This is a genomic window from Acinetobacter sp. B-6 (assembly GCF_056930735.1).
The window spans coordinates 223,445-245,333 of record NZ_JBXPBY010000001.1; the positions used below are offsets into that span (position 1 = coordinate 223,445).

The 21,889-nt window shown below is 36.6% G+C and carries 15 protein-coding genes; 11 read left to right on the forward strand and 4 right to left on the reverse strand.

The genetic code is table 11. The annotated features are described in order from the left end of the window. Nucleotide 1: 1 nt before the first annotated feature. Nucleotides 2–1,504, reverse strand: a complete 1,503-nt coding sequence (gene pdxR / locus AC1Z3T_RS01015; protein ID WP_100886311.1) for a MocR-like pyridoxine biosynthesis transcription factor PdxR — start codon at nt 1,502–1,504, stop codon at nt 2–4. A gap of 301 nt (nt 1,505–1,805) precedes the next feature. On the opposite strand from pdxR, the gene AC1Z3T_RS01020 reads away from it, so the two are divergent. The 6 genes from AC1Z3T_RS01020 to AC1Z3T_RS01045 all read left to right on the forward strand — a co-directional run bounded on the left by AC1Z3T_RS01020 (nt 1,806) and on the right by AC1Z3T_RS01045 (nt 10,183). Further along, complete coding sequence (locus AC1Z3T_RS01020) at nt 1,806–1,943, forward strand: hypothetical protein (protein ID WP_167387362.1); 138 nt, start codon at nt 1,806–1,808, stop codon at nt 1,941–1,943. A gap of 91 nt (nt 1,944–2,034) precedes the next feature. Beyond that, complete coding sequence (locus AC1Z3T_RS01025) at nt 2,035–3,213, forward strand: hypothetical protein (protein ID WP_100885599.1); 1,179 nt, start codon at nt 2,035–2,037, stop codon at nt 3,211–3,213. Between the two features lie 365 nt (nt 3,214–3,578). Next, the gene (gene gabT, locus AC1Z3T_RS01030; protein ID WP_100885598.1) at nt 3,579–4,841 is read left to right on the forward strand and encodes a 4-aminobutyrate--2-oxoglutarate transaminase; all 1,263 of its coding nucleotides are present in this window, start codon (nt 3,579–3,581) and stop codon (nt 4,839–4,841) included. Between the two features lie 15 nt (nt 4,842–4,856). Continuing rightward, nucleotides 4,857–6,305, forward strand: coding sequence for an NAD-dependent succinate-semialdehyde dehydrogenase (locus tag AC1Z3T_RS01035; RefSeq protein WP_100885597.1), 1,449 nt, complete (start codon nt 4,857–4,859; stop codon nt 6,303–6,305). A 627-nt stretch (nt 6,306–6,932) separates the two neighbouring features. Continuing rightward, nucleotides 6,933–8,612, forward strand: a complete 1,680-nt coding sequence (locus AC1Z3T_RS01040) for a zinc metalloprotease (protein ID WP_100885596.1) — start codon at nt 6,933–6,935, stop codon at nt 8,610–8,612. Between the two features lie 485 nt (nt 8,613–9,097). Next, complete coding sequence (locus AC1Z3T_RS01045; RefSeq protein ID WP_336932537.1) at nt 9,098–10,183, forward strand: serine hydrolase domain-containing protein; 1,086 nt, start codon at nt 9,098–9,100, stop codon at nt 10,181–10,183. Nucleotides 10,184–10,695: 512 nt separating this feature from the next. On the opposite strand, the gene AC1Z3T_RS01050 is transcribed toward AC1Z3T_RS01045, so the two are convergent. The 3 genes from AC1Z3T_RS01050 to AC1Z3T_RS01060 all read right to left on the reverse strand — a co-directional run bounded on the left by AC1Z3T_RS01050 (nt 10,696) and on the right by AC1Z3T_RS01060 (nt 14,846). Continuing rightward, complete coding sequence (locus tag AC1Z3T_RS01050; RefSeq protein WP_100885595.1) at nt 10,696–12,054, reverse strand: amino acid permease; 1,359 nt, start codon at nt 12,052–12,054, stop codon at nt 10,696–10,698. Between the two features lie 402 nt (nt 12,055–12,456). After that, nucleotides 12,457–13,257 (reverse strand): APH(3') family aminoglycoside O-phosphotransferase, encoded by an 801-nt coding sequence (locus tag AC1Z3T_RS01055; RefSeq protein ID WP_100885594.1) that lies wholly within the window; start codon nt 13,255–13,257, stop codon nt 12,457–12,459. 671 nt (nt 13,258–13,928) lie between these two features. Next, nucleotides 13,929–14,846 (reverse strand): acetoacetate decarboxylase family protein, encoded by a 918-nt coding sequence (locus AC1Z3T_RS01060; protein ID WP_100885593.1) that lies wholly within the window; start codon nt 14,844–14,846, stop codon nt 13,929–13,931. Nucleotides 14,847–15,263: 417 nt separating this feature from the next. On the opposite strand from AC1Z3T_RS01060, the gene AC1Z3T_RS01065 reads away from it, so the two are divergent. From AC1Z3T_RS01065 to AC1Z3T_RS01085, 5 genes are all read left to right on the forward strand, one after another. Continuing rightward, nucleotides 15,264–16,094: an alpha/beta fold hydrolase gene (locus AC1Z3T_RS01065; protein ID WP_100885592.1), complete on the forward strand. Its 831-nt coding sequence runs from the start codon at nt 15,264–15,266 to the stop codon at nt 16,092–16,094. A 632-nt stretch (nt 16,095–16,726) separates the two neighbouring features. Then, entirely contained in the window at nt 16,727–17,266 is a 540-nt protein-coding gene (locus AC1Z3T_RS01070) for a fimbrial protein (protein WP_009584595.1), read from the forward strand. 78 nt (nt 17,267–17,344) lie between these two features. Next, nucleotides 17,345–18,076 (forward strand): fimbrial biogenesis chaperone, encoded by a 732-nt coding sequence (locus tag AC1Z3T_RS01075; protein ID WP_004829024.1) that lies wholly within the window; start codon nt 17,345–17,347, stop codon nt 18,074–18,076. Nucleotides 18,077–18,214: 138 nt separating this feature from the next. Continuing rightward, nucleotides 18,215–20,788: a fimbria/pilus outer membrane usher protein gene (locus AC1Z3T_RS01080; RefSeq protein WP_100885590.1), complete on the forward strand. Its 2,574-nt coding sequence runs from the start codon at nt 18,215–18,217 to the stop codon at nt 20,786–20,788. Continuing rightward, complete coding sequence (locus AC1Z3T_RS01085; RefSeq protein ID WP_005032557.1) at nt 20,785–21,795, forward strand: fimbrial protein; 1,011 nt, start codon at nt 20,785–20,787, stop codon at nt 21,793–21,795. The genes AC1Z3T_RS01080 and AC1Z3T_RS01085 overlap by 4 nt, the downstream gene beginning before the upstream one ends. The last annotated feature ends 94 nt before the right edge of the window (nt 21,796–21,889 follow it).

Consider the following 21,889-nt stretch of genomic DNA (forward strand, 5'->3'; position numbering starts at 1 on the left):
CTTAATTTAAAGTTTGAATACCTGCATCACGTAAACATTCTAATAAGATACCGAAAGCAATCAGTATCTTTTGTTCATTGACACAAGCAAAACCAAGCAATAGCCCCTTGTGCTGGGTAGAATATTGTTTGGTGTAATATTGAGAAAGGGCTCGAACTTTTACGCTTTTCTCTAAGGCATTTGCAGCAATCAATACATCATTACTGTCACTTGGTAATTTTAAAATAAGGTGCAAACCCGCTGCTGTATTGTATTCGTGAAGAAAATTTTGTCCCAGATGCCTATGGATTAAGTCAACCAAGAAGGCATGGCGCTTACTGTATAGAAGGCGCATCCTGCGAATATGTGCTTCATAATGTCCCTCTCGAATAAACTCAGCCAATATGGTCTGATCTAGTAAATGACCTCCTCGATACAATTCTGCGGCAGCCACTCGTAAAGGTGAAAATAGTTTTTTGGGGACAACCAGATAACCTATACGCAATGCAGGGTAAATTGTTTTACTGAATGTTCCCATATAAATGACGGGAGAATCATCTTCTAGACCTTGTAAAGAGGGGTAAGGTTGTCCTGAAAATCTGAATTCACTGTCATAATCATCTTCGATAATCCAACTTTTGTGCTGACGAGCAAATGCGATGAGCTGCTTGCGTCTTTCGAGACTTAAGTGTGATCCTAACGGATATTGATGCGAAGGCGTGACAAAGATTAACTTTGGCGATTCTTTAGGATTAAGGTCAGGAATAATGCCATATTGATCCACAGGTAAAGAACGTATGTGAACACCATTGATGCGTAAAATATTACGAATTCCCCAATAGGCAGGGTCTTCAATCCAGACGTCATCTCCTAAATCACTTAAGGTACGTGAAACTAAATCGATGGCTTGATGTGTGCCTTCGGTAATAATGATTTGATCTGCATCACACTGCACAGACCGTGCAATCGTAAGATATTCGGCAAGTGCTTGACGTAATTCAATAGATCCGCCTTCATTACTGTAAATCAATTGACTAACACTGGGTTCACGGCTTAAACGGGTCTGGATTCGACTGAATATATGATGCGGGAATTCGGTTACGTCGGGTGCACCTGGAACAAAAGCCCCCCATTGATAAGGAGATGCTGCCGAATAACCGACCAGATAAGAACCTCTTTGAGATAGGTTATAGGACTCGTTTTGTTTATTCTCTTCAGTGAGGCAAATGTTATTTTCTGCTTTGATCAAGAAGGATTCAGGTATTTTTTCTGCAATCCAAGTCCCTTGCCCTGTGCGGGCTTCAACATATCCTTGTGCTCTTAATTGTTCATAAGCACTTAACACTGTGTTGCGTGATACTTTTATTTCTTTTGCAAGATCTCGTGAAGCGGGTAAGCGAGTCTTGGGAGCAAGGACACCCTGAATAATGGCATTGCGCAAACAGCGAAAAACACGCAATTGTAGTGTTCCTTCAACATCTTGCTGCAAGCGTTGTAGTAAATAATCTCCAAGTAAGCTTTGCAAATTGGCTCTCTCCCAAAAATAAAAAGTGGCTCTCGCGAGCATAATATCAGCGATGCAAAATAATGAGATTAGGTCAATGCTCTGCGTGTTTTTCTTAACAATCACGGCAAATATGATTTTTTTATATGTCAGAGCATATACAGACTTTTTGAGAAAAGCAAAAAATCTGAGCTTAATTTTTAGTAACACAGATTGTGTTATTAAAAACATGGGGCAATCAATTTATAGGTCCATTACTCAAAATGAATCACTTTTGCTGAGGCAAGGAAATGCAACAGCAGATAAAAAATAGGAATAAATAATGAACACTTTACCGCAATGTTTTTTAAAGCAACGGCTAATCGCGAAGGCTTTGAAGCAAGATCTCAAACAGCAAGTCTATTCAAGGCAAGATTTTATTGATCCCACTAAAATGCAGGATATTTTTCCTGTTGGATAAAATTCAATTTTGATTATTGAGAATGATTGAAACTCGAAATTCTAATTTTATAAATAATTTGATTTAAACATATTTTCATTAGGGAACTTTTATGACGTCACCACATTTTTTTATAAAGTTATTTGTATTGGTAAACAGTGCTGCATTAGTCACTATTCCAACTCTAGCAAAAGCGGAAATCGTGTCATGGGGCAATGCAGATACAAATTTAGGTAAACTTACGGTATCAGGATGGGTGAGGGCGAATTATCAGGATAAAGATTATTCTGATAATGACCACAAATTAAAATTTAATGCAGCCAAAATTGACTTGAAATATGATGCAAAACAATTTTATGGAAATGTGGAGTATCGTTGTTATCAAGAAGATACTTTGTGTGATTTTTCAACACTCGTGAACGCGAATTTAGGATATAAATTGACTGCTGATAGTCGAATCACGGTTGGTCTACAAGACATGCCTTTTGGTATTAGTCGATTTTGGACGAGCAGTTGGTATGGTAGTTCTCTGGATAATGTAGGGCTAGAAGACACTCATAATCTAGGGATAAATTGGCAGCAACAACTTGGACAAAATACTCGCTTAGATTTGGCTTATTTTGCTCGAGATGGGGGAAGTTATGGAGGTCTTGGGGATGCTGCCCGCTATTCTGCAAACTATGTTAAGCCTGATAATCCAAGTCTCGATGATACGATTAAAGAAAAAAATATGTGGGTGGCTAGAGTTAATCAAAAAATTCCACTAGATAGTTCTCCAATAAAACTAAATGTAGGAGGATCTTATTGGTATTCCGATTTAGAAAACAACAATGGACGAACAGGTCATCGAAATGCATGGAATGTTTTTAGTCATTTAAATTATCAAAAGGCAAATTTAACAGTGACAGCTGGGCAGAATCGCGCCAAGAATGAATCTTTGGTTGAACCAAACTATACAACAGTAGGTTCATTCGAATCAAAATATTATGTGGCAAACAAAGCTAATTATTATGTCGCAAATTTTGATTATCACATTGATGATTTTTATAAAGACTATGATTTATCACCCTATATCAGCTATGCAGTGTTTGATAAAGATCAATCAGGTTTTGCGACATCTTTCCGAACTATTTTGGGGGCTCAATTGGATATTCATCAGTTTTCGTTAGTTACTGAATATATCATTGGCAAAAATGATGTATTTATTGGGGGAGATGCGAATTCTTTGGCTAAAGGGGATTTTGCTGGGAATGGTAAGTTGTTGAATTTATTGTTTATCTATAAATTCTAATTTTAAAGTTATAAACTTATTCTTAATATAAGCCAACAAAAATAATCCTTCTGCCTAAATCCTTTAGGGAGAAGGCGCTTTCAATATCTAAATGTCTCACTGTTCATACTTATCTTAATTCATAATAGCTCAACAAAAAAACATCTATAAACAAATACTTTTTGTTCAGAGCTTCGCAATTGATTAACTTTAAAACTTTATACATCTCTGAAAAATTATAAATTGGTTCTCTTTAACTCACCCAAAGTGGCTCTCGTCTCTTATTGCTAAAAGTGCAAAATTGGATCAATGACCTGCATCTCATCAACCATATGATTGAGATACTAAGATTTACCATTTATGAATGAAAAATAATGAGGTATGACATGAGTAGTAAGCACATTTCAATAAATACACGTAAACAACAAGCAACACCTCGAGGTGTTGGTGTGATGTGTCAATGGTATGCTGAAAAAGCTGAAAATGCGACGATCTGGGACATGGAGGGTAATCAATTTATTGATTTCGCTGGTGGAATCGGTGTATTAAATACAGGGCATCGCCATCCCAAAGTTATTAGTGCTGTTACTGAACAACTATCAAAATTCACCCATACCGCATATCAAGTTGTACCTTATGAAAGTTATGTCTCTCTTGCTGAGCATATCAATGAACGTGCACCAATTAATGGCAAGGCAAAATGTGCATTCTTTTCAACAGGGGCAGAAGCTGTAGAGAATGCAATAAAAATCGCCCGTTCATTCACTCAGCGTCATGGCATTATTACTTTTAGCAATGCTTTTCATGGTCGTTCATTTATGACCATGGCAATGACAGGTAAGACCGCGCCTTATAAAAGTGACTTTGGTTTAATGCCTGGAGGCGTGTTTCATGCACGTTATCCATCCGAGTTGAAAGGTATAACGGTAGATGATGCGATTCGAAGCATTGAAGATATTTTTGCAGAGGATATTGTTGCACATGATGTTGCAGCGATCGTACTTGAGCCTGTACAAGGCGAAGGCGGTTTTAACGTAGTGCCTGCTGAATTTTTAAAGCGTTTACGTTCCTTGTGTGACCTACACGGTATTTTACTGATCGCTGATGAAGTGCAGTCTGGTTTTGCGCGTACAGGTAAATTATTTGCGATGAACCACTATGAAGCGAAAGCAGATTTAATCACCATGGCAAAAAGTTTGGGCGGTGGTTTTCCAATTTCTGGTGTTGTAGGACGAGCGGATGTCATGGACGCTCCAAATCCTGGGGGGCTAGGTGGGACTTATGCTGGAAGCCCAATAGGTGTCGCTGCAGCACTTGCTGTTCTAGATGTGATTGAAAGTGAAGACTTGTGTAATCGTGCAAATGTATTAGGGGCAGAGTTAGTTGCACTTCTAAATACGATTAAAACGACAACACACATGATTACAGATATTCGTGCACTTGGATCCATGATTGCAGTTGAATTAGAGACAGCTGAACAAGCTAAAATCATACAAAGTTATGCAATGGAAAATGGTTTATTGATTTTGACTTGTGGTCGTCATGGTAATGCGATTCGTTTCTTATATCCATTAACGATTCCTGCTACACAATTTAGCCAAGCATTGAATATTTTAAAACAAGGATTTGCAAACTTAATTGCATCATAAGCAAAAGGACTTGAAATGCTTCAAAATCACTTAAGATATTTATTACAGCATTCAGACGTTTGTTTCGAAATGCCTAAAGATGGCTGTTATATCGAAGTCAAAGATGCTGCAACACATCAATCATTAGCATGGGTAAAAGCTTACAATCGTGAGGCTGTAGAGGACGTTATTACGCGTTCACAAACAGCACAAACGACTTGGAAAGCTCATACAGCATTACAGCGCGCGGATATACTTTGGAATTGGTATAAATTAATCATAGAGAATCAAGAGCATTTAGCGCAGATATTAACTGCTGAACAAGGCAAACCTTTGGCAGAGGCACGAGGTGAAATTGCTTATGCAGCATCGTTTATTCGATGGTTTGCAGAGCAAGCGCGCCGTATTGACGGTAATGTGCTTACACCAACGCAATCACATCAACGTTTATTGGTTATTAAACAGGCTATTGGTGTGACTGTAGCAATAACTCCTTGGAATTTTCCAGCAGCAATGATTACACGAAAAGCAGCTCCTGCTTTAGCCGCAGGTTGCTCTATGATCGTGAAGCCTGCTGAGCAAACGCCTTTAACTGCCTATGCTTTGGAAGTTTTAGCAGTTCAGGCAGGTTTACCACAAGATGTATTACTTCATATCAGTGGTGATGCGATTGAAGTTGGTAAAATGCTGTGTGAAAGTGCCACTGTAAAAAAACTCAGTTTTACAGGTTCGACACAAGTGGGGCGTATTTTAATGCAACAATGCGCACCAACAATTAAAAAACTGTCCCTTGAATTAGGCGGCAACGCCCCAGTTCTGGTTTTTGATGATGCAAATCTTGAACAAGCTGTTCAAGGTATTATGCAGAGCAAATTTCGTAATAGTGGTCAAACTTGTGTGTGCGCAAATCGTATTTATGTACAAGATGGGATATATGATCAATTGGCTGAAAAATTAACTGAAGCTGTCGCAAAGTTAAAAGTTGGTGATGGTCGCCTTGAGGGTTCATCCCAAGGTCCATTGATTGATGAGAAAGCTGTTGCTAAGGTGCAATCTCATATTCAGGATGCAGTCAGTAAAGGTGCCAAGATAAAAGTGGGTGGGCAACGTTCAAGTATAGGTGGAACTTTTTTTGAACCTACCGTTTTGACTGAAGTGACTCAGGATATGGATGTAGCAAAGGAGGAAACCTTTGGTCCTTTAGCGCCATTGTTCCGCTTTAGTCATGAAGAACAAGCTGTGGCGATGGCGAATGATACTGAGTTTGGATTAGCAAGTTACTTATTTACGCAGAATACTGCACGTCAATGGCGTGTGGGTGAAGCACTTGAGTACGGTATGGTCGGGATAAATACGGGTCTTATTTCAAATGAAGTTGCACCATTTGGTGGGATTAAGCAATCAGGTTTGGGACGTGAAGGTTCTCAGTTTGGGATTGATGAATACCTCGAAATGAAATATCTCTGTGTAGATTTATCGGTATAAGCAATTTTTATAGTGAATCTCTTTCATAAATCAAAAAATGATTATGTTGAACCAATTACATGGGTTTCGATTTATTCCAAGTCATGACTTGGAATAATCCCAACTTAAAGCAAATACAAATTGAAATCATGGACTCTATAAATTTTTGTGTCCACATCATATATAAAATCATCACGATAAAGAACAAATCACACTAATTTTCATATGACCATTGTTTGCAATCAACTCTTGTTCAGCTGTAGCAATGAGACGAAAGTAAGTGTCCATCTTTTTATCAGTCATTTTTTTTCTTTAAAAATTGAATTCAATTTGGTTTGATTTTAAAAAGAGATCAAGCCAATAGCACTTATTTCTTAATTACATTTTTGCAATACACTAAAGCTTAATAGGTCTAGAAAAATGATCAGTGATTATGAAAGAATAGCATCTTTCATGTGATATATATCTAATTGATCATGCTTATGCACTATTCAGTTAATATTATTTGATATGAAAATTAGAATTTTATTTCTAAAGGGTTGAGATTATAAATATTTTTATTAACTACCACTTACGGTATCTTAATTTAGAATCACAACAATAAAACTTAAAAACTCTCATCAAAATTCAAAAATTAAGGATTAATTCATGAGTAAAATTGAATCTAGCCCTAAATTAGGGACTTTAAGCGCAGATTGTGTAAGAAATTTTACTGTCCATTTTAGACGGCCATATGAAATTGGTCGACCTTCTGATCGATATCATGGAGAGTTTGGGTTTGATTGGGTGCGTGATGAATATATCTATCCTTTGCTTAATATAGAAGGGAAAAAAGATACGGTTCTAATCGTTCCCAACTACAGTTCACTTTATAAAGTTATGTATAGTAATATGGATAGTACTTATCATCTTAAAGATAATTTTTCATATTTCCCATCTTGGCTTTATTTTTTTGCTTCAAATTATAAAGGAATATATGGCAGTGAGGAAATAAATAAAGATGGTGTATGTTTAGATATAGAAATTCATCAGCAATTTACTGACAAAAATGACCCAGGACTGATTGATGAAAAAGAACCTCTGACAGATAATGGAACTATTCTAAAGTTTCAGGCTTCGAGTAAGTTCATCACACTATCAACATTTGATAATAATCAAAATGCTCAGACAGTATTTGAAAATGGAAATAGTATTGAATATAAACCCTTATGTGAACCTTTAAGTAGCTTTATCAACACAAAACGAGAATTTAAAAAACTAGATGCTCGTGAAGACATAACAACAGTTAATGGTGAAACTGTTAAAAAAATTGTAGAAACCAATAGATATAGTTATAAAAAAAATAATGCAATTACAATTCGTTGTTCGGGTGCAGTATTAAAAAAGAATGAATACATTAAAGTTATCGCATCACGAAATGGATGTCCGGATAAAGAGGTTGGGGTTATATATATTGGTCAAAATTCTGCGATCAGCGTCATTAGTATGGTTGAAGTTGATGTTAAAGTTAAAGGAGAAATTTTAGAAAAACCCAAAAACTATGAGTGGGAACTTAAAAACAGATATTTTAATCAATCTCTGATGGTATTTAAGGTTGTGAAAAGAGAGCTTTTTGATTTAGATTTATTGTCAAAAACAGACCCAGAAGTCCGAAGTTTTGTAAAAAAATGGTGGGAAGATGAGATAAAGAGTAAATATGGCATCAAATATTTGGAAAATATAACTGGTGAAAATGAAATTAAGGAAAATAATTTAAAAAGAAAGAAAAAGTTTAATCTAACTGAGGCTATTTATACAGAGTTTATTAGAGAGTTAAAAGAACTCTATTGGCGTAAAATGTGGGTAGAATTACGATCGCCATATAGTGATTTAGAAAGAAGAACATTTATTTTTTTCACACCGATTCGTATGAGAGCTGTACCACCTGAAAATCGAAATGATAACTGGGGTGGAATCTCAGGAAGTGCAAGTTTTAAAGCTTATCCAAGTCTAAACTATTTTAAAGGAGAACTTTCTAGTCAAGATGAATTTGATAATGCTATTGTTTTCTTTAAAGATGGTGTTGAACAAGGCTTTTTGGAAACGTATGCCCATGAGCTTGGTCATGCATTAGGATTAACGCATATTTTTGAATATGGGGAATTATTTGAATCGTATCAGGGGTATACAGATAATTTAATGGATTATGACTACACCACAAGTAATGCTATATCTAAGTTTAAAAATAGAGTAAATATATTATCTAAATATCAAATTGATAATATTCGTCTAAATCAACGTATTACAGGTATATTATGGATTTGGGTCGGAAAAGAGGCTAATTATTGAATTGTAAAGAAACACAGACAGGCTTATTTTCCTCATAAGCCTGTTTTAAATTAGTTTGATTTATTCCATATCATATTTCTAGTAGGTCTCCTTCATAAGTAAAGAATCTTTATTTTGAAGGACTCATATGGATATTGAAAGTTGCTTATTCCTTATGGAGAAGGCTAGGATGAGGAGATTTTTATGTTGATTTATATTTTTGAAAAAGAAATTTTTAAAGAAGTCTAATTATCGTTTAATGCTTTGGTATATTGGGTTGAAGTTTTATATTTTTAATTAGGTTGATTAAGGTTTGCTTTTATATTTTAGACTGTATTGGTGCAAGGATTGTCTTTGGGTGAAAAATTAATAGCTTAATTATTATTTAATTGTTATTTTTGAGTTTTAAAAAAATTGAGTTGTTATATCTTATGTGGATTTTGATTTATTTTTTAAAATATATTATATTTTTAACAAGAAAAATTAAGCTTTTATTTTTCATATTAATGCCATCAATTCTTCTAATCGGATGTGTACTTACGCCAAAAAATAAATCTAAGCCTATAAACTTTCATGAAAGTTTAACACTAATTTCGAAGAAAAATAATGTATGTAATCTCGCGATTGCTGTAATAAAGAATAAGAAAATTGTTGCATTGGATTCTGCCAACGGATGTTCCAAACCGTCTAAACAAGATACCGAAAGTATTTTTCAAGCAGCTTCACTCAGTAAACCTGTTTTTGCTTATGTCGTTATGAAATTGGTTGACGAAGGTAAATTGGAACTTGATGCGCCATTAACCCAATATTTAGTTCAAGGCTATCGGCATCAACATGATCCTTTGAAAAAACAACCTTATGATCTGGTCACTGATCCTCGCCTTCAAATGATCACTGCTCGGATGGTATTAAATCATACTTCTGGTTTACCGAATTGGGCATCAGGACCCTTAAAGTTTAATGCAACACCTGGCGAAAAATGGATGTACTCAGGGGAAGGTTTTATACTGTTACAGCGCGCTGTTGAAAATGTGACTGGTATGCCATTAGATCAAGTCATGAAAGATAAAGTATTTAACAGGCTTGGTATGGTACATAGCAGTTTTGTTTGGAATACTGACATTGAGAAAAAGCTTCTCATCGGAACTAAGTCTAATGCTCAGCCACGAAACATTATAAAACTTACTGAGCCTGTTTCTGCATTTTCTCTATATACCACAGCAGAAGATTATGGAAAATTCTTAGAAGCAGTATTAAATGATGCCAAATTACTTCAAGCAATCACTCAATCAACTGTAATGGTCGAGCCTAAACTTAATCTAAGTTGGGGCTTAGGATGGGGTGTCGAAAAAAACCAGAAAAACACTTACATATGGCATTGGGGAAATAATCCCGGCTATCGATCTTTTGTTTTTGCTTCTGTACAAACGGGGGATGGGTTTGTATTTTTGACCAATAGTGAAAATGGCTTATATTTAGCCCAACCAATTACAGATATGATTTTGCCAGATCAGCATAAGGTATTTGAATTCACGATGCTTAAAAGTGATATCGTTAATATTTTATGTAATTCAGTGCGTATATGCTTTTAGCAATTGTAATCAGAGTTTGAGTCACATATAGTCAAACCGCCTGATTATTCATACAAGTGATTTGGATGATTCATTTATTTTGTACTTATGAATCATAAACAGTCTTGCTATCACGAGGCGACATGGATGTCGCCATGTTGAGCGGGGGTATTAGGATGTACCCCTCGCTCAACGGAAGATTTTTGTTACTTTTCATCTCTGAAAAGTAAAGTATCGCCTACGCAAAACAATTTAAACTTTAGAGCTAAAGCGTGGCAGTGCAAGCTTTATATCATCAAACAATATATTGATCGCTTTAATTTTATGATCAAGAGAAATGATATTCTACTGTATTAATTTTTCAACAGATTGACTATATTTAACGCTATAATTGAACAATAAAAATAGCGGAGTGTGATAAAAAATAAGTGATAAAAATCTTTCTTGGATAAACACTTACTTGTGCAATTTTTAAGGCTAAACCCATATTAATTATAAACAAGGCTTATTTTTCCTCATAAGCCTGTTTTAAATTAGTTTGATTTATCCCAAGTCATTATTTTAAATAATCCAAACATAAAGCAAATCCAAATTGGAATTAAAATGACGGACTCTTTAAAGCCTTGTGTCCACATGATATATAAAATCATCACGATAAAAGTCAGGACGAGATAATTACTGAAAGGCGAAAATAACGCAGGGAATTTAGTCTGAGTACCTTCTATCTGAGCTATTTTTTTAAACTTTAAATGGGTAAAACTGATAATTGCCCAATTTAAAACCAACGCAGCAACAGCCATATACATAAGATGGCTCAATGCTTGTTCTGGTATAAAATAATTCAGCAAAACGCAACCAAAAATAAGGACAGAAGAGAATACCACCGCAGGCACGGGTACGCCTTGTTGCGTTACTTTGGCAAAAATCGTAGGTGCATTGCCTTGAATAGCAAGTCCGTGGAGCATACGGCTATTGGCGTACATACCACTGTTATAAACAGAAAGTGCCGCGGTCAAAATAATAAAATTGAGCAGATGAGCTGCCCATTCAATACCAAGCTGACTAAAAATCATCACAAATGGACTTTTGTCCAAACCACCTAAATCAAGTTGATTCCATGGAATCAAAGACATGATGATGGCAAGAGAAGCGATATAGAAGATTAGGATTCTAAAAATGACTTGATTGATGGCTTTAGGAATACTTTTCTCAGGATTTTCTGCTTCAGCAGCAGTCATACCAATCAATTCAATACCACCAAAGGCAAACATTAAAAAGGCAAGCATATAAAATAACCCTGAAAATCCATGCGGGAAAAACCCGCCGTGTTGCCATAGGTTATTAAAACTTGCTGTTGAATCTGCGCCTGCTGTAAGTAATAAGTATAATCCAAACACAATCATTGAAATGACGGCAGTCACTTTGATAATGGCTAACCAAAATTCAGATTCCCCATAAAACTTAACATTGCCTAAATTAAAGCCTGTAACCACGATAAAGAAAAATAGAGTGGATACCCATGCAGGTATATGTGGCCACCAATAATGGATGTATTTGGCGATTGCGGTGAGTTCAGTCATCGCGACTAAAATATAGACGACCCAATAATTCCAGCCAGATAAAAAGCCTGGAAATCTTCCCCAATATTTCTGTGAAAAATAACTAAAAGAACCAGCCACTGGTTCTTCTACAATCATTTCCCCCATTTGACGCATAATTAAAAATGCAATCAAACCCACGATGGCATAGCCCAAAATAATCGAAGGTCCAGCAGATTGGATGACTTGTGCAGAACCTAAAAATAGTCCAGTACCCACAGCGCCGCCCATAGCGATCAATTGGATATGACGATTTTTAAGTCCACGTTTTAATTGGGGAGAAGATTGGTTCAAAATACAATGCGCTGACTAAAAACGGGTATTGTAATAGATTGACTATGGATCGCCTAGTTTGAAATGACGATTAAAACAGTGACTTGAAATAATTCTAGAAACGCTGATGATAGAAAAGAACATGTTTAAAGATTTAACCGAGCTGATTAGAAGTGTCTTGTACTTTAGTGTCTAAAGTTAAAACATAACAATGATCGATGATTTCTTTATTTTTATTGAAATAGATCTCTTGGGTTAGTCAAAATTTGAGCAGAAACGACCTTTGATTTATAAGGTATTGCATAAAATTAAAATGATTAAAAAACCTACTTTCGTAGGCGTTCTAATGAGTTAAATGGAACATTTAAATTAAAATGTTCCACATGGGACTAAGCGCTTTCGACCTTTGATTTCGCACCCAACTTAGAATAACTCATCTAACAATATGTAATAACGAATTTTGTCATAGTCTGGCGTCATACCTAGTTCATCAAATAATATGTCAGGGTTAAAGTCAGGATAAGCAATACCAGAGTAAACACCAGAAAAGTTATGCTTCAAGCTACGATAACACAGGGCAATATCTTGATAACGATCAGCGATACCGCTTCGACCTAAATCAATTAGTGCACTAATATTTTCTTGATCAATAAAAATATTGGGTAAACAAAAATCTCCATGTGAAAAAACTAAATCTTCTTTAGGACGATGCTCATTTAGCCAAGATAAAAGCGCTTCAGGAGATTGAAAACCAGAATCTCCATAGGTACCTACTTCCGCATCCTCAATACTATATTTTTTATGAAGTACATTTTGCTCAGCAATTTTGAGTTTATGGTTTAAAGATAGGTCATAAGGGCAGTTTTGAATGGGTACTGCCCATAACATTTTTAAACATTGGGCTAAAATTTTGACCAACTGTTGAGGATGACTGAGCCAGTAATCTGAACATGCGAATTCACCTTTTGCACGGCTCATCAATAAATAGCTAAATTCTTGTTCTTGAATGGACAGAAGAACTTCAGGTACAGGTAACTTATTGGCTAACCAGCCTAACATGGTATGTTCATGATTAGATTCAGCTTGATGCGCTTCTACTTTTAACACCATGTCTTCATAGAGCAGAATATTGGCATTGGACATCCCAATTTCATCAATCTTTGCTTGTTTCTGTCCTATTTGTTCTTGAATACTTAGAGGTAGTTTTTCATATTCAATTGGCATACTTGTTTCCACTTAAATATATACTTTCGATGAATTTAATTTTCATACTAACTGGATTAGGTTGTAAATGTTAATTAAATTATGACTTGTATGTGTGATTAGGGGCTGTAGACATTTCATAAATGGCTTGCGTTGTAGGTTAAAATTAAGCAGGCATGAGGAGTGTACTCCGCAAGGAAATGAAGAGAATAGCGAGCTATTTTTGAGTTTCATAACGTAGCCTGAGATAATTTTAACTACAACCCTGAGCAAGAACAAAGCACTGCTTTGTTTGCAGCGCAAGGCGCAGCGGGGACTAGCGTGTTTTGTGTCGCTTCGTCGTTCCCTTGCGAAACAGTGTTTCTCATCATTTAGAATGACTAAATTTCGTATTTCGCGCCTAGAATCGCCTAAAAAATACCTAGTCGCAAACATAGACGAATTGTCCACAGACCCTAAAGTATTTTTTAGAAAAATCAATTAGCTTTTGACGATGCAATATACAAAGTCTAAGTAGATCTGTTAATTGTTTAGGGGGACGACGGACACATACACGTACATAAGTGCAGCTACATATATTGGATATATAGCTGTAATAATAAAAAATCTCCGTCCTGATTGAGAACAGGATCACCTCAAAAAAACACCAAAATAACATCAAAGTAGCGATGAAATGCGCTTATTCAAATCGTTCAGTTACTCGATGATTTAATTTTTACAGGAACAGGTAAATGCAGCACCACTTGTGCATCCTCAACAACATCTAAGCGTAAGATGGTGGATGCATCTAATTCATTTAATAACTGACTTAGTGGTCCGCCATGACGAATCAATTTAACATGTTTTGGCAAGAGTTTTTGAGTGAATGAAAGTGTGTTGGTCAAAACCTGAGTTTGCTGCCATTGATGATCAACTTGATGCAACATCGTTGTTTTACTGATTCGAGATTCTGGTTTTAGTTTCTTTAATTTCGGTGTTGTTGTCGTTAAACTAAGATCTGGTTGACCTATAGTATCTTTGAGATGTGCATGGATTGTCGATGTATTGATATTGACATGAATTTCAGTCAGCCATTTAGGAAGTTGATAGCCATGTACTCCTCTGATACGTGCAATTTCAGTATCTACAGGGAGCGCGACAACATGAGCATAGAAATGGTGTTGACGCATGGAACGGAATAATTCTAAGGCATGTGAACCTTTTGCTTGTGGTTGGCGTACAACAATTGCGACTGAAACTTCGTTATATGGGTCATTATCACAAACATCATAATGGAAAAATGTCAGTGCCACTAAGCCATAACCAGGGAGTGCTTGCAGTGGCTCTAATGGTTGTGGAAGTTTATTTCTGAGTTGTCGAATGGGTGCCAACATTAAAAGTTGAACATTTGAACTCTTATAATAGAAATTCGGTGCCCAAACCAGTCCGACTCTTGATGCTATTTGCTTCTTAGGAATTTTTCGAAAAAAATCGATATTTCCAACAGTAGTGTCTTGAGCGACTTGATCCAAATCGGGATTCATCCTAAAGCGATCATAATATCCACCTGATGGGACTTTGACCTTATATTGTCCAAATTCAACTTCAGTAAACTGCTTATCAGTATTCATTTTAGTTAACCTTTACATGGGAAGCAGGACTAAACCATATGGATTGAGTGGCTTAGAGCTCGATGTAATCACTATAAGTTTGAAGTGGACTTTAAGGTCAAGTCGAAAAATATAACAAATAAATATGCTTGGGAAGCATGTTGCAAGATTGTAAGATGGAGACCTTTTTTAAAACTGGAATTTAAAAATAAAATGATAGCGATCAAGGCTCAAACATAAAACCGTTATTTTCAACTGATTTTTTATTTACATTTTTGCTATCAGGCGATAACTAAAAGTGTTGACCATCAAGTTTACTTTAATCTTAGTATTGAAATGTAATCCAACAATTCATTTCCAATGGGAATGGGATTTGTACACATTGATTAAAACATAGATCAATAATTGAAATGTAAATCTCAAACGGGAGAAATAAACATGGCATATGTTACGACAAAAGATGGTGTGGAAATTTTCTATAAAGATTGGGGACCGAAAGATGCACAAGTTTTGTTTTTTCATCACGGATGGCCGCTTAGCTCGGATGATTGGGATGCACAATTATTGTTCTTTTTAAATGAAGGCTTCCGAGTCGTTGCCCATGACCGTCGAGGACATGGGCGATCAAGTCAGGTTTGGGATGGACATGATATGGATCATTATGCGGATGATGTCGCAGAAGTGGTTAAGCATTTGGGAATTAAAAATGCTGTGCATATCGGACATTCGACTGGCGGGGGTGAAGTTGTACATTACATAGCACGACATGGAGAGGAGAATGTTGCTAAAGCCGTCTTGGTCAGTGCAGTACCACCATTAATGTTAAAAACAGAAAATAATCCAAACGGTTTAGCTAAAGAAGTTTTTGATGATTTACAAAGTCAGTTATTTAAAAACCGTGCGCAGTTTTATTACGATTTACCAGCCGGTCCTTTCTACGGATTTAATCGTCCAAATAGCAAAAGGTTAGAGCCTGTGATTTTAAATTGGTGGCGTCAAGGTATGATGGGAGGTGCAAAAGCACACTATGATGGCATCGTGGCTTTTTCCCAAACTGACTTTACGGAAGACCTTAAAAAAATTTCAGTGCCAGTTTTGGTCATGCATGGCGATGATGATCAGATCGTACCCTATGAAAACTCAGGTGTTCTTTCTGCGAAACTTGTTCAAAATGGTACATTAAAAACTTATGAAGGTTACTCACATGGCATGTTGACCATTAATGCTGATGTGATCAATCCAGATCTTTTAGCATTTATTCGTGCTTAATCAAATCGACATGAATTTAAAATAGAGGCAGTGATGTCTCTATTTTTTGCTCGGTTGATGTAGTAAGGAGAAGAATAATCTCATCTAAAATTTAATTTAAGTATTTGAAATCATTTTTAATTTAATTTTTAGTCTGATTTTTAAGTGTATTATTTAATATATTAAATTTCATTGATAAAAACACACAATATTTGATCTCAATTTTGCGGCTCGTAATACAATAAAAAGGAAGTATTAATGTATGCTTTGTTTATTTTTTGTTCATATTGGGGCATTCAGTTATTTGCTAAGAAATAGCATGATTTTTATACATTAATAAGTAATCTATTCAATTCATTGAGCTTTTTAACTTGTTTATTAAAACTTCAATCTAAAGTCAAAATCACTTGAATTATGCTTGTTTACAGCTCAGTTACAAAAAAATAATAATTTAATTAAAACTGAAAAATCAATTTAATGATTATTTAAGATATTAAAAAATATAAATAAATAATTGATCTCAAAAATTGATAGTTTTGCTAGGAATCGTATCTCTTTCTTTAAAAAGTGTGACATTGTTTACATTTTTGTCTGAGTGTGCATAATACACATCGACCAACACTAATCATTTTTGTTTGTATAGGACACTTGGTATGAAAAAGATTTTTTTAGCGGCATCAGTTGCAGTTTTAGGGGTTTCTAGTGCTTTTGCAGCAGATGGTACAATTACAATTAACGGTTTAGTTACTGATAAAACTTGTGACATCGTTACACCACAAGGTAAAGACTTTACAGTAAGCCTTCCAACTGTATCTAAGCAAACACTTGCTAAAACAGGTGATGTTGCTGGTCGTACTCCTTTCACAATCAACTTAGCAAACTGTTCAGAAGGTAAAGTTGCAACTTACTTCGAACCAGGTTCAACTGTTGACTTCGGTACTGGTCGTTTAAACAACCAAAATGCTACTGCGAACGGTGCTAAAAACGTTCAAGTTCAACTTTTAGGTTCTAACAACCAATTCATTCCAGTACTTGCTGCTGGTGCTTCTGGTGCGCAAACGAACTCTCAATGGGTAGACGTTGCTGATAAAGGTTCAGCTGATCTTAACTACTATGCTGAATACTATGCAACTGACGCTTCTGCTGCTGGTAAAGTTACAACTTCAGTTCAATATACTATTATCTATCAATAATTTTTATTGAATTGTGCAGAGCTAAAGTGGGTCAGCCCACTTAGCTCTTTTACTTTATTTTAGGTAGAGATAATCGTTATGTTCTTGAATCATTCCTTTTTTAAAAAAGGTTTACTGGCACTTTTAATTCCGTTTGGTGCAGCAAATGCTGAAATCATTATTCATGGTACTCGTGTGATTTATCCATCTGATTCACGTGAAATTACCTTACAAGTGAGTAATAACGGAAATAATCCTGCATTGGTTCAAGCATGGATTGATGAGGGTGATGCTAAATCTACACCTGATCAATCAAAAGCACCTTTTATGATTGCACCACCGATTTCACGGGTGGAAGCAAAAAAAGGACAGTCTTTACGTATTAGCAGTATGCCTAAAGCAAATGAATTAAGTAAAACTCAAGAAACGTTGTTTTGGTTGAATATTTTGGATATTCCACCGAAGCCTTCCGCCAAAGATCAAAATGTTGTACCAGAGAACTTTTTACAACTCGCGATTCGTTCACGTATTAAGTTTTTCTATCGTCCGAGCGGAATTAAAGAAGATGCTGCTTTAGCACCTGAAAAGTTGCAATGGAGCAGTAATGGGACACAGTTGGCAATTAAAAACCCGACGCCATTTTATATTACCTTGACTTCGATTATGCAAGATCAGTCAGGTAAACGCGTTGATTTACTTGCTGAAGGTTTAATGTTGAAACCGTTTTCTGATGGAACTGTGAACTTAAAAGGTTCGAATGTCGCAAAAATGACTTTCACCACAATCAATGATTATGGTGGTCGTGTAGAGCGCAATATTAAATTGCCTTAAATTGGCAAGGCTTTAAATTTCACTGTGATGCGTCATTTAAAGCACCTTTGAATAATGATGAAACACCTTTAATCATTCCATTTAACTGAGAGTAAGCGAATTAAAAACCTATTCATTTGTCAATAGGCAGACTTCTTTATGCAAAAAAATGAACAAAGCTATAAGTGGATCAAGCGACATATTCGTTATTATGTGGCTTGTGGCGTGATTACACTTAGCATTCCAGCTCTAGTTAATGCAACTGAAACTGACTTAGACGGGACAGAACAGTCTCCGACTGCTGCAGAAGCAGAATTTGATTCGGCTTTTTTAATTGGCGACGCTAAAAAGATTGATGTGAATCGTTTTAAATATGGTAATCCTGTTTTACCTGGCGATTACAATGTCGATATTTATGTCAATGGAAATTGGTTTGGCAAACACCGTATGGTGTTTAAAGCCACTGAAAATAATCAAAATGCCTATACCTGCTTTAACTCAAGCCAACTTTTAGAATATGGCGTTAAAGCAGAAGTATTAAAAAAAGGCGAAAGCACTTATCCAATTGGATGTCAGAAAATTGAACAGTGGGTAGAAGATTCGTTTTATGAATTTGATACCTCACGTTTACGTGTTGACATCTCTATTCCACAAGTGGCTATGCAAAAAAATGCACAAGGCTATGTTGACCCAAGTGTTTGGGATCGTGGCATTAATGCTGCATTTCTTTCTTATAATGCCAGTGCCTACAAAACTTTTAATAAATTGCAGGGTGGTGAAGAAACCACCAATGCCTTTACTTCAGTAACTGCTGGGGCAAATTTAGCGGGTTGGCAATTTCGTCACAATGGTCAATGGCAGTGGCAAGATCGAACAACGGTTGATCATACTTCTAAATCAAGTTATGACGCGATCAGCACTTATGTTCAACGTGCGTTTCCTCAATACAGAGGTGTATTGACCTTAGGTGAAAGCTTCACTGATGGTGAAATCTTTGATTCATACGGCTATCGTGGTGTCGATTTCTCCAGTGATGACCGTATGCTTCCAAACAGCATGATTGGTTATGCACCACGTATTCGCGGCAACGCAAAAACCAATGCAAAAGTCGAAGTACGTCAACAAGGTCAACTTATTTATCAAACGACGGTAGCGCCGGGTAGTTTTGAGATTAATGACCTCTATCCTACAGGTTTTGGTGGTGAGCTAGAGGTTTCTATTTTAGAAGCCAATGGTGAAGTTCAGCGTTATTCGATTCCTTATGCATCTGTTGTACAAATGCTACGTCCGGGAATGAGCCGTTATTCTGTTTCAATGGGGCAATTCCGTGATAAAGATATCGACCTTGATCCATTTATCGTACAGGGTAAATATCAACGCGGGGTCAACAACTCAATTACAGCGTATGGTGGTGTACAGTTCTCTGAAGATTATTCAGCTGTGACACTAGGAAGTGCATTTGCTACACCGATTGGTGCAGTCGCACTCGATGTGACACACTCTCAAGCTGATTTTGAGCGCCGTAAAAGTGAAAGTGGGCAAAGTTTCCGAATCAGCTACAGTAAGTTGATTACCCCTACAGATACCAATTTAACTTTGGCGGCTTATCGATACTCTACTGAAAACTTCTATAAGTTACGTGATGCTATCTTAGTTCAAGATTTAGACAAGAAAGGCATCAGTTCTACGCATGTTGGCAAACAGCGTAGTGAATTTCAGATCACGTTAAATCAAGGACTTCCAGAAGGCTGGGGGAACATGTACGTGACAGGTTCATGGGTAGATTATTGGAATCGTCAAGAAACGACACGTCAATATCAGGTCGGTTATAGCAATTCTTACCGTGGTTTGACTTATGGCTTGTCAGCGATCAATCGTAATATCGAAAATAAAGCCACAAAAGTAACCAGTAATGATACTGAGTATATGCTGACATTGTCATTACCGTTGTCGTTTAAGAAAAGCTCAGCCAACTTAAACTCAATCATGACGCAAGATAATGCGACAGTGGGTGTGAGTGGTGTGGTTGGTGATCGCTTTAACTATGGTACGTCTGTATCGACGCGTTATGGCGACAATCCAAGTGCTAACTTGAATGCACAGTATCGTACAAACTATGCAACTGTAGGTGGTTCTTATAGTGTTGCTGATGGTTATGAACAAGCGATGTTGACAGCACGTGGTAATATTGTTGCACATCCTCAAGGCGTATTGTTTGGACCTGATCAAGGTCAAACTATGGTCTTGGTTTATGCTCCTGAAGCAGCGGGTGCAAAAGTCAATAATGCGACCGGTTTAAGTATCAATAAATCAGGTTATGCCGTTATTCCATATGTGACACCTTATCGTTTAAATGACATTACACTTGACCCTGAAGGTATGTCTGCGGATGTTGAGTTGGATGGTACCAGCCAACGTATCGCTCCTTATGCAGGTTCAATTTCACAAGTCAGTTTTGTGACTAAACTGGGTAAGGCAATTTATATTCACAGTATGAAAGAGAATGGTGACACGCTACCTTTTGCAGCAGAAGTATATGATACAAAAGGTGAAAATGTCGGTATGGTTGCGCAGGGCAGTATGGTTTACTTGAGAACCAATACCACGGCAGATACAGTAACGGTTAAATGGGGCGAAAATGCCGATGAGCAATGTCGCATTCAGTATGATGTTTCGGCGCAAGCAGCAGACAAAAAGCAAACCATGATCATGGCGGAAGGTGTGTGTCAATGAACTATAAAGTTTTAAACAGTGTATTCCTGCTTTTAGCTGGAGCAGTCAGTTCAGGGGCTTATGCTGCTTGTATACCTGATCGAGGGTTCTCAACAGTAGATGTCAGTATGGCAGTAGGACGTGTGGTTGTTCGACCAAGCGATGCTGTTGGCAAAGTTTTGAAAAAAGCGTCCTTTCCAATCAAACCGAATGGGTCAACCTATAGTTGTGGCAGTTCTGGTACGCTTGAGGCAGTTCATACTCAAAATTATTCATTGAGCCCTATCGGTAATTCTGTTTTTAATACCAATATTGATGGTATTGGTATCCGTTTATATCGAGAAGCACCGTCAGCTCCAGGTTTTGCTGATTATTATCCTTACCGACGTACTGCAACGGGTAGACGTGTTTTGGCTGAAGGTTTTTTTATTGTTGAAATTGTAAAAACTGGAACTTCTACAGGCTCGGGTGCACTGGTTCCGGGTACATATAGTAGCTATCGTTCAGCAGATCGCCCAAACCCACCTTGGTTAACCAGTACAGTTTATGGCAATGCCATTACCATTGCTTCGTCTTCATGTGAAATATTAGGTAATATCAATAAAACGGTAAATCTTCCAACCGTGAATAAAGCTGATTTCAAAGGTGTTGGTTCTACCCAAGGCGAACAAGCATTTGACCTGAACATTTTATGTAATGGCGGTAAAAATCCAACAGGTTATGAAGAAACCAATAAGATTAGCCTAAGTTTTGATTATGATGCGGTGAGTAGTAGTATGCAAAATGTCCTTGCCAATACTAACGCTACTGGAACCAGTGCTTCAGGTGTGGGCGTACAATTGCAGTCTCAATATAAAAATGCCAATCGTGTGATTGCTAAAAATGACAAGCTGGAATTGGGTACTTTAAAGTCAAATGACAACATTCAATACAATGTTCCAATGACTGCACGTTACTATCAAACAGCAACCAAAGTGACCCCCGGAAAAGTCCGAGCTATGGCAACCGTCACAATTGAATATGATTAATTGAAGTAAATCATATTTTACTTCAATTATTTTTTTATTTATCCACTGGATAATCTTGTATTAATAATGAGGTTATGTAATTAATTAACTACAC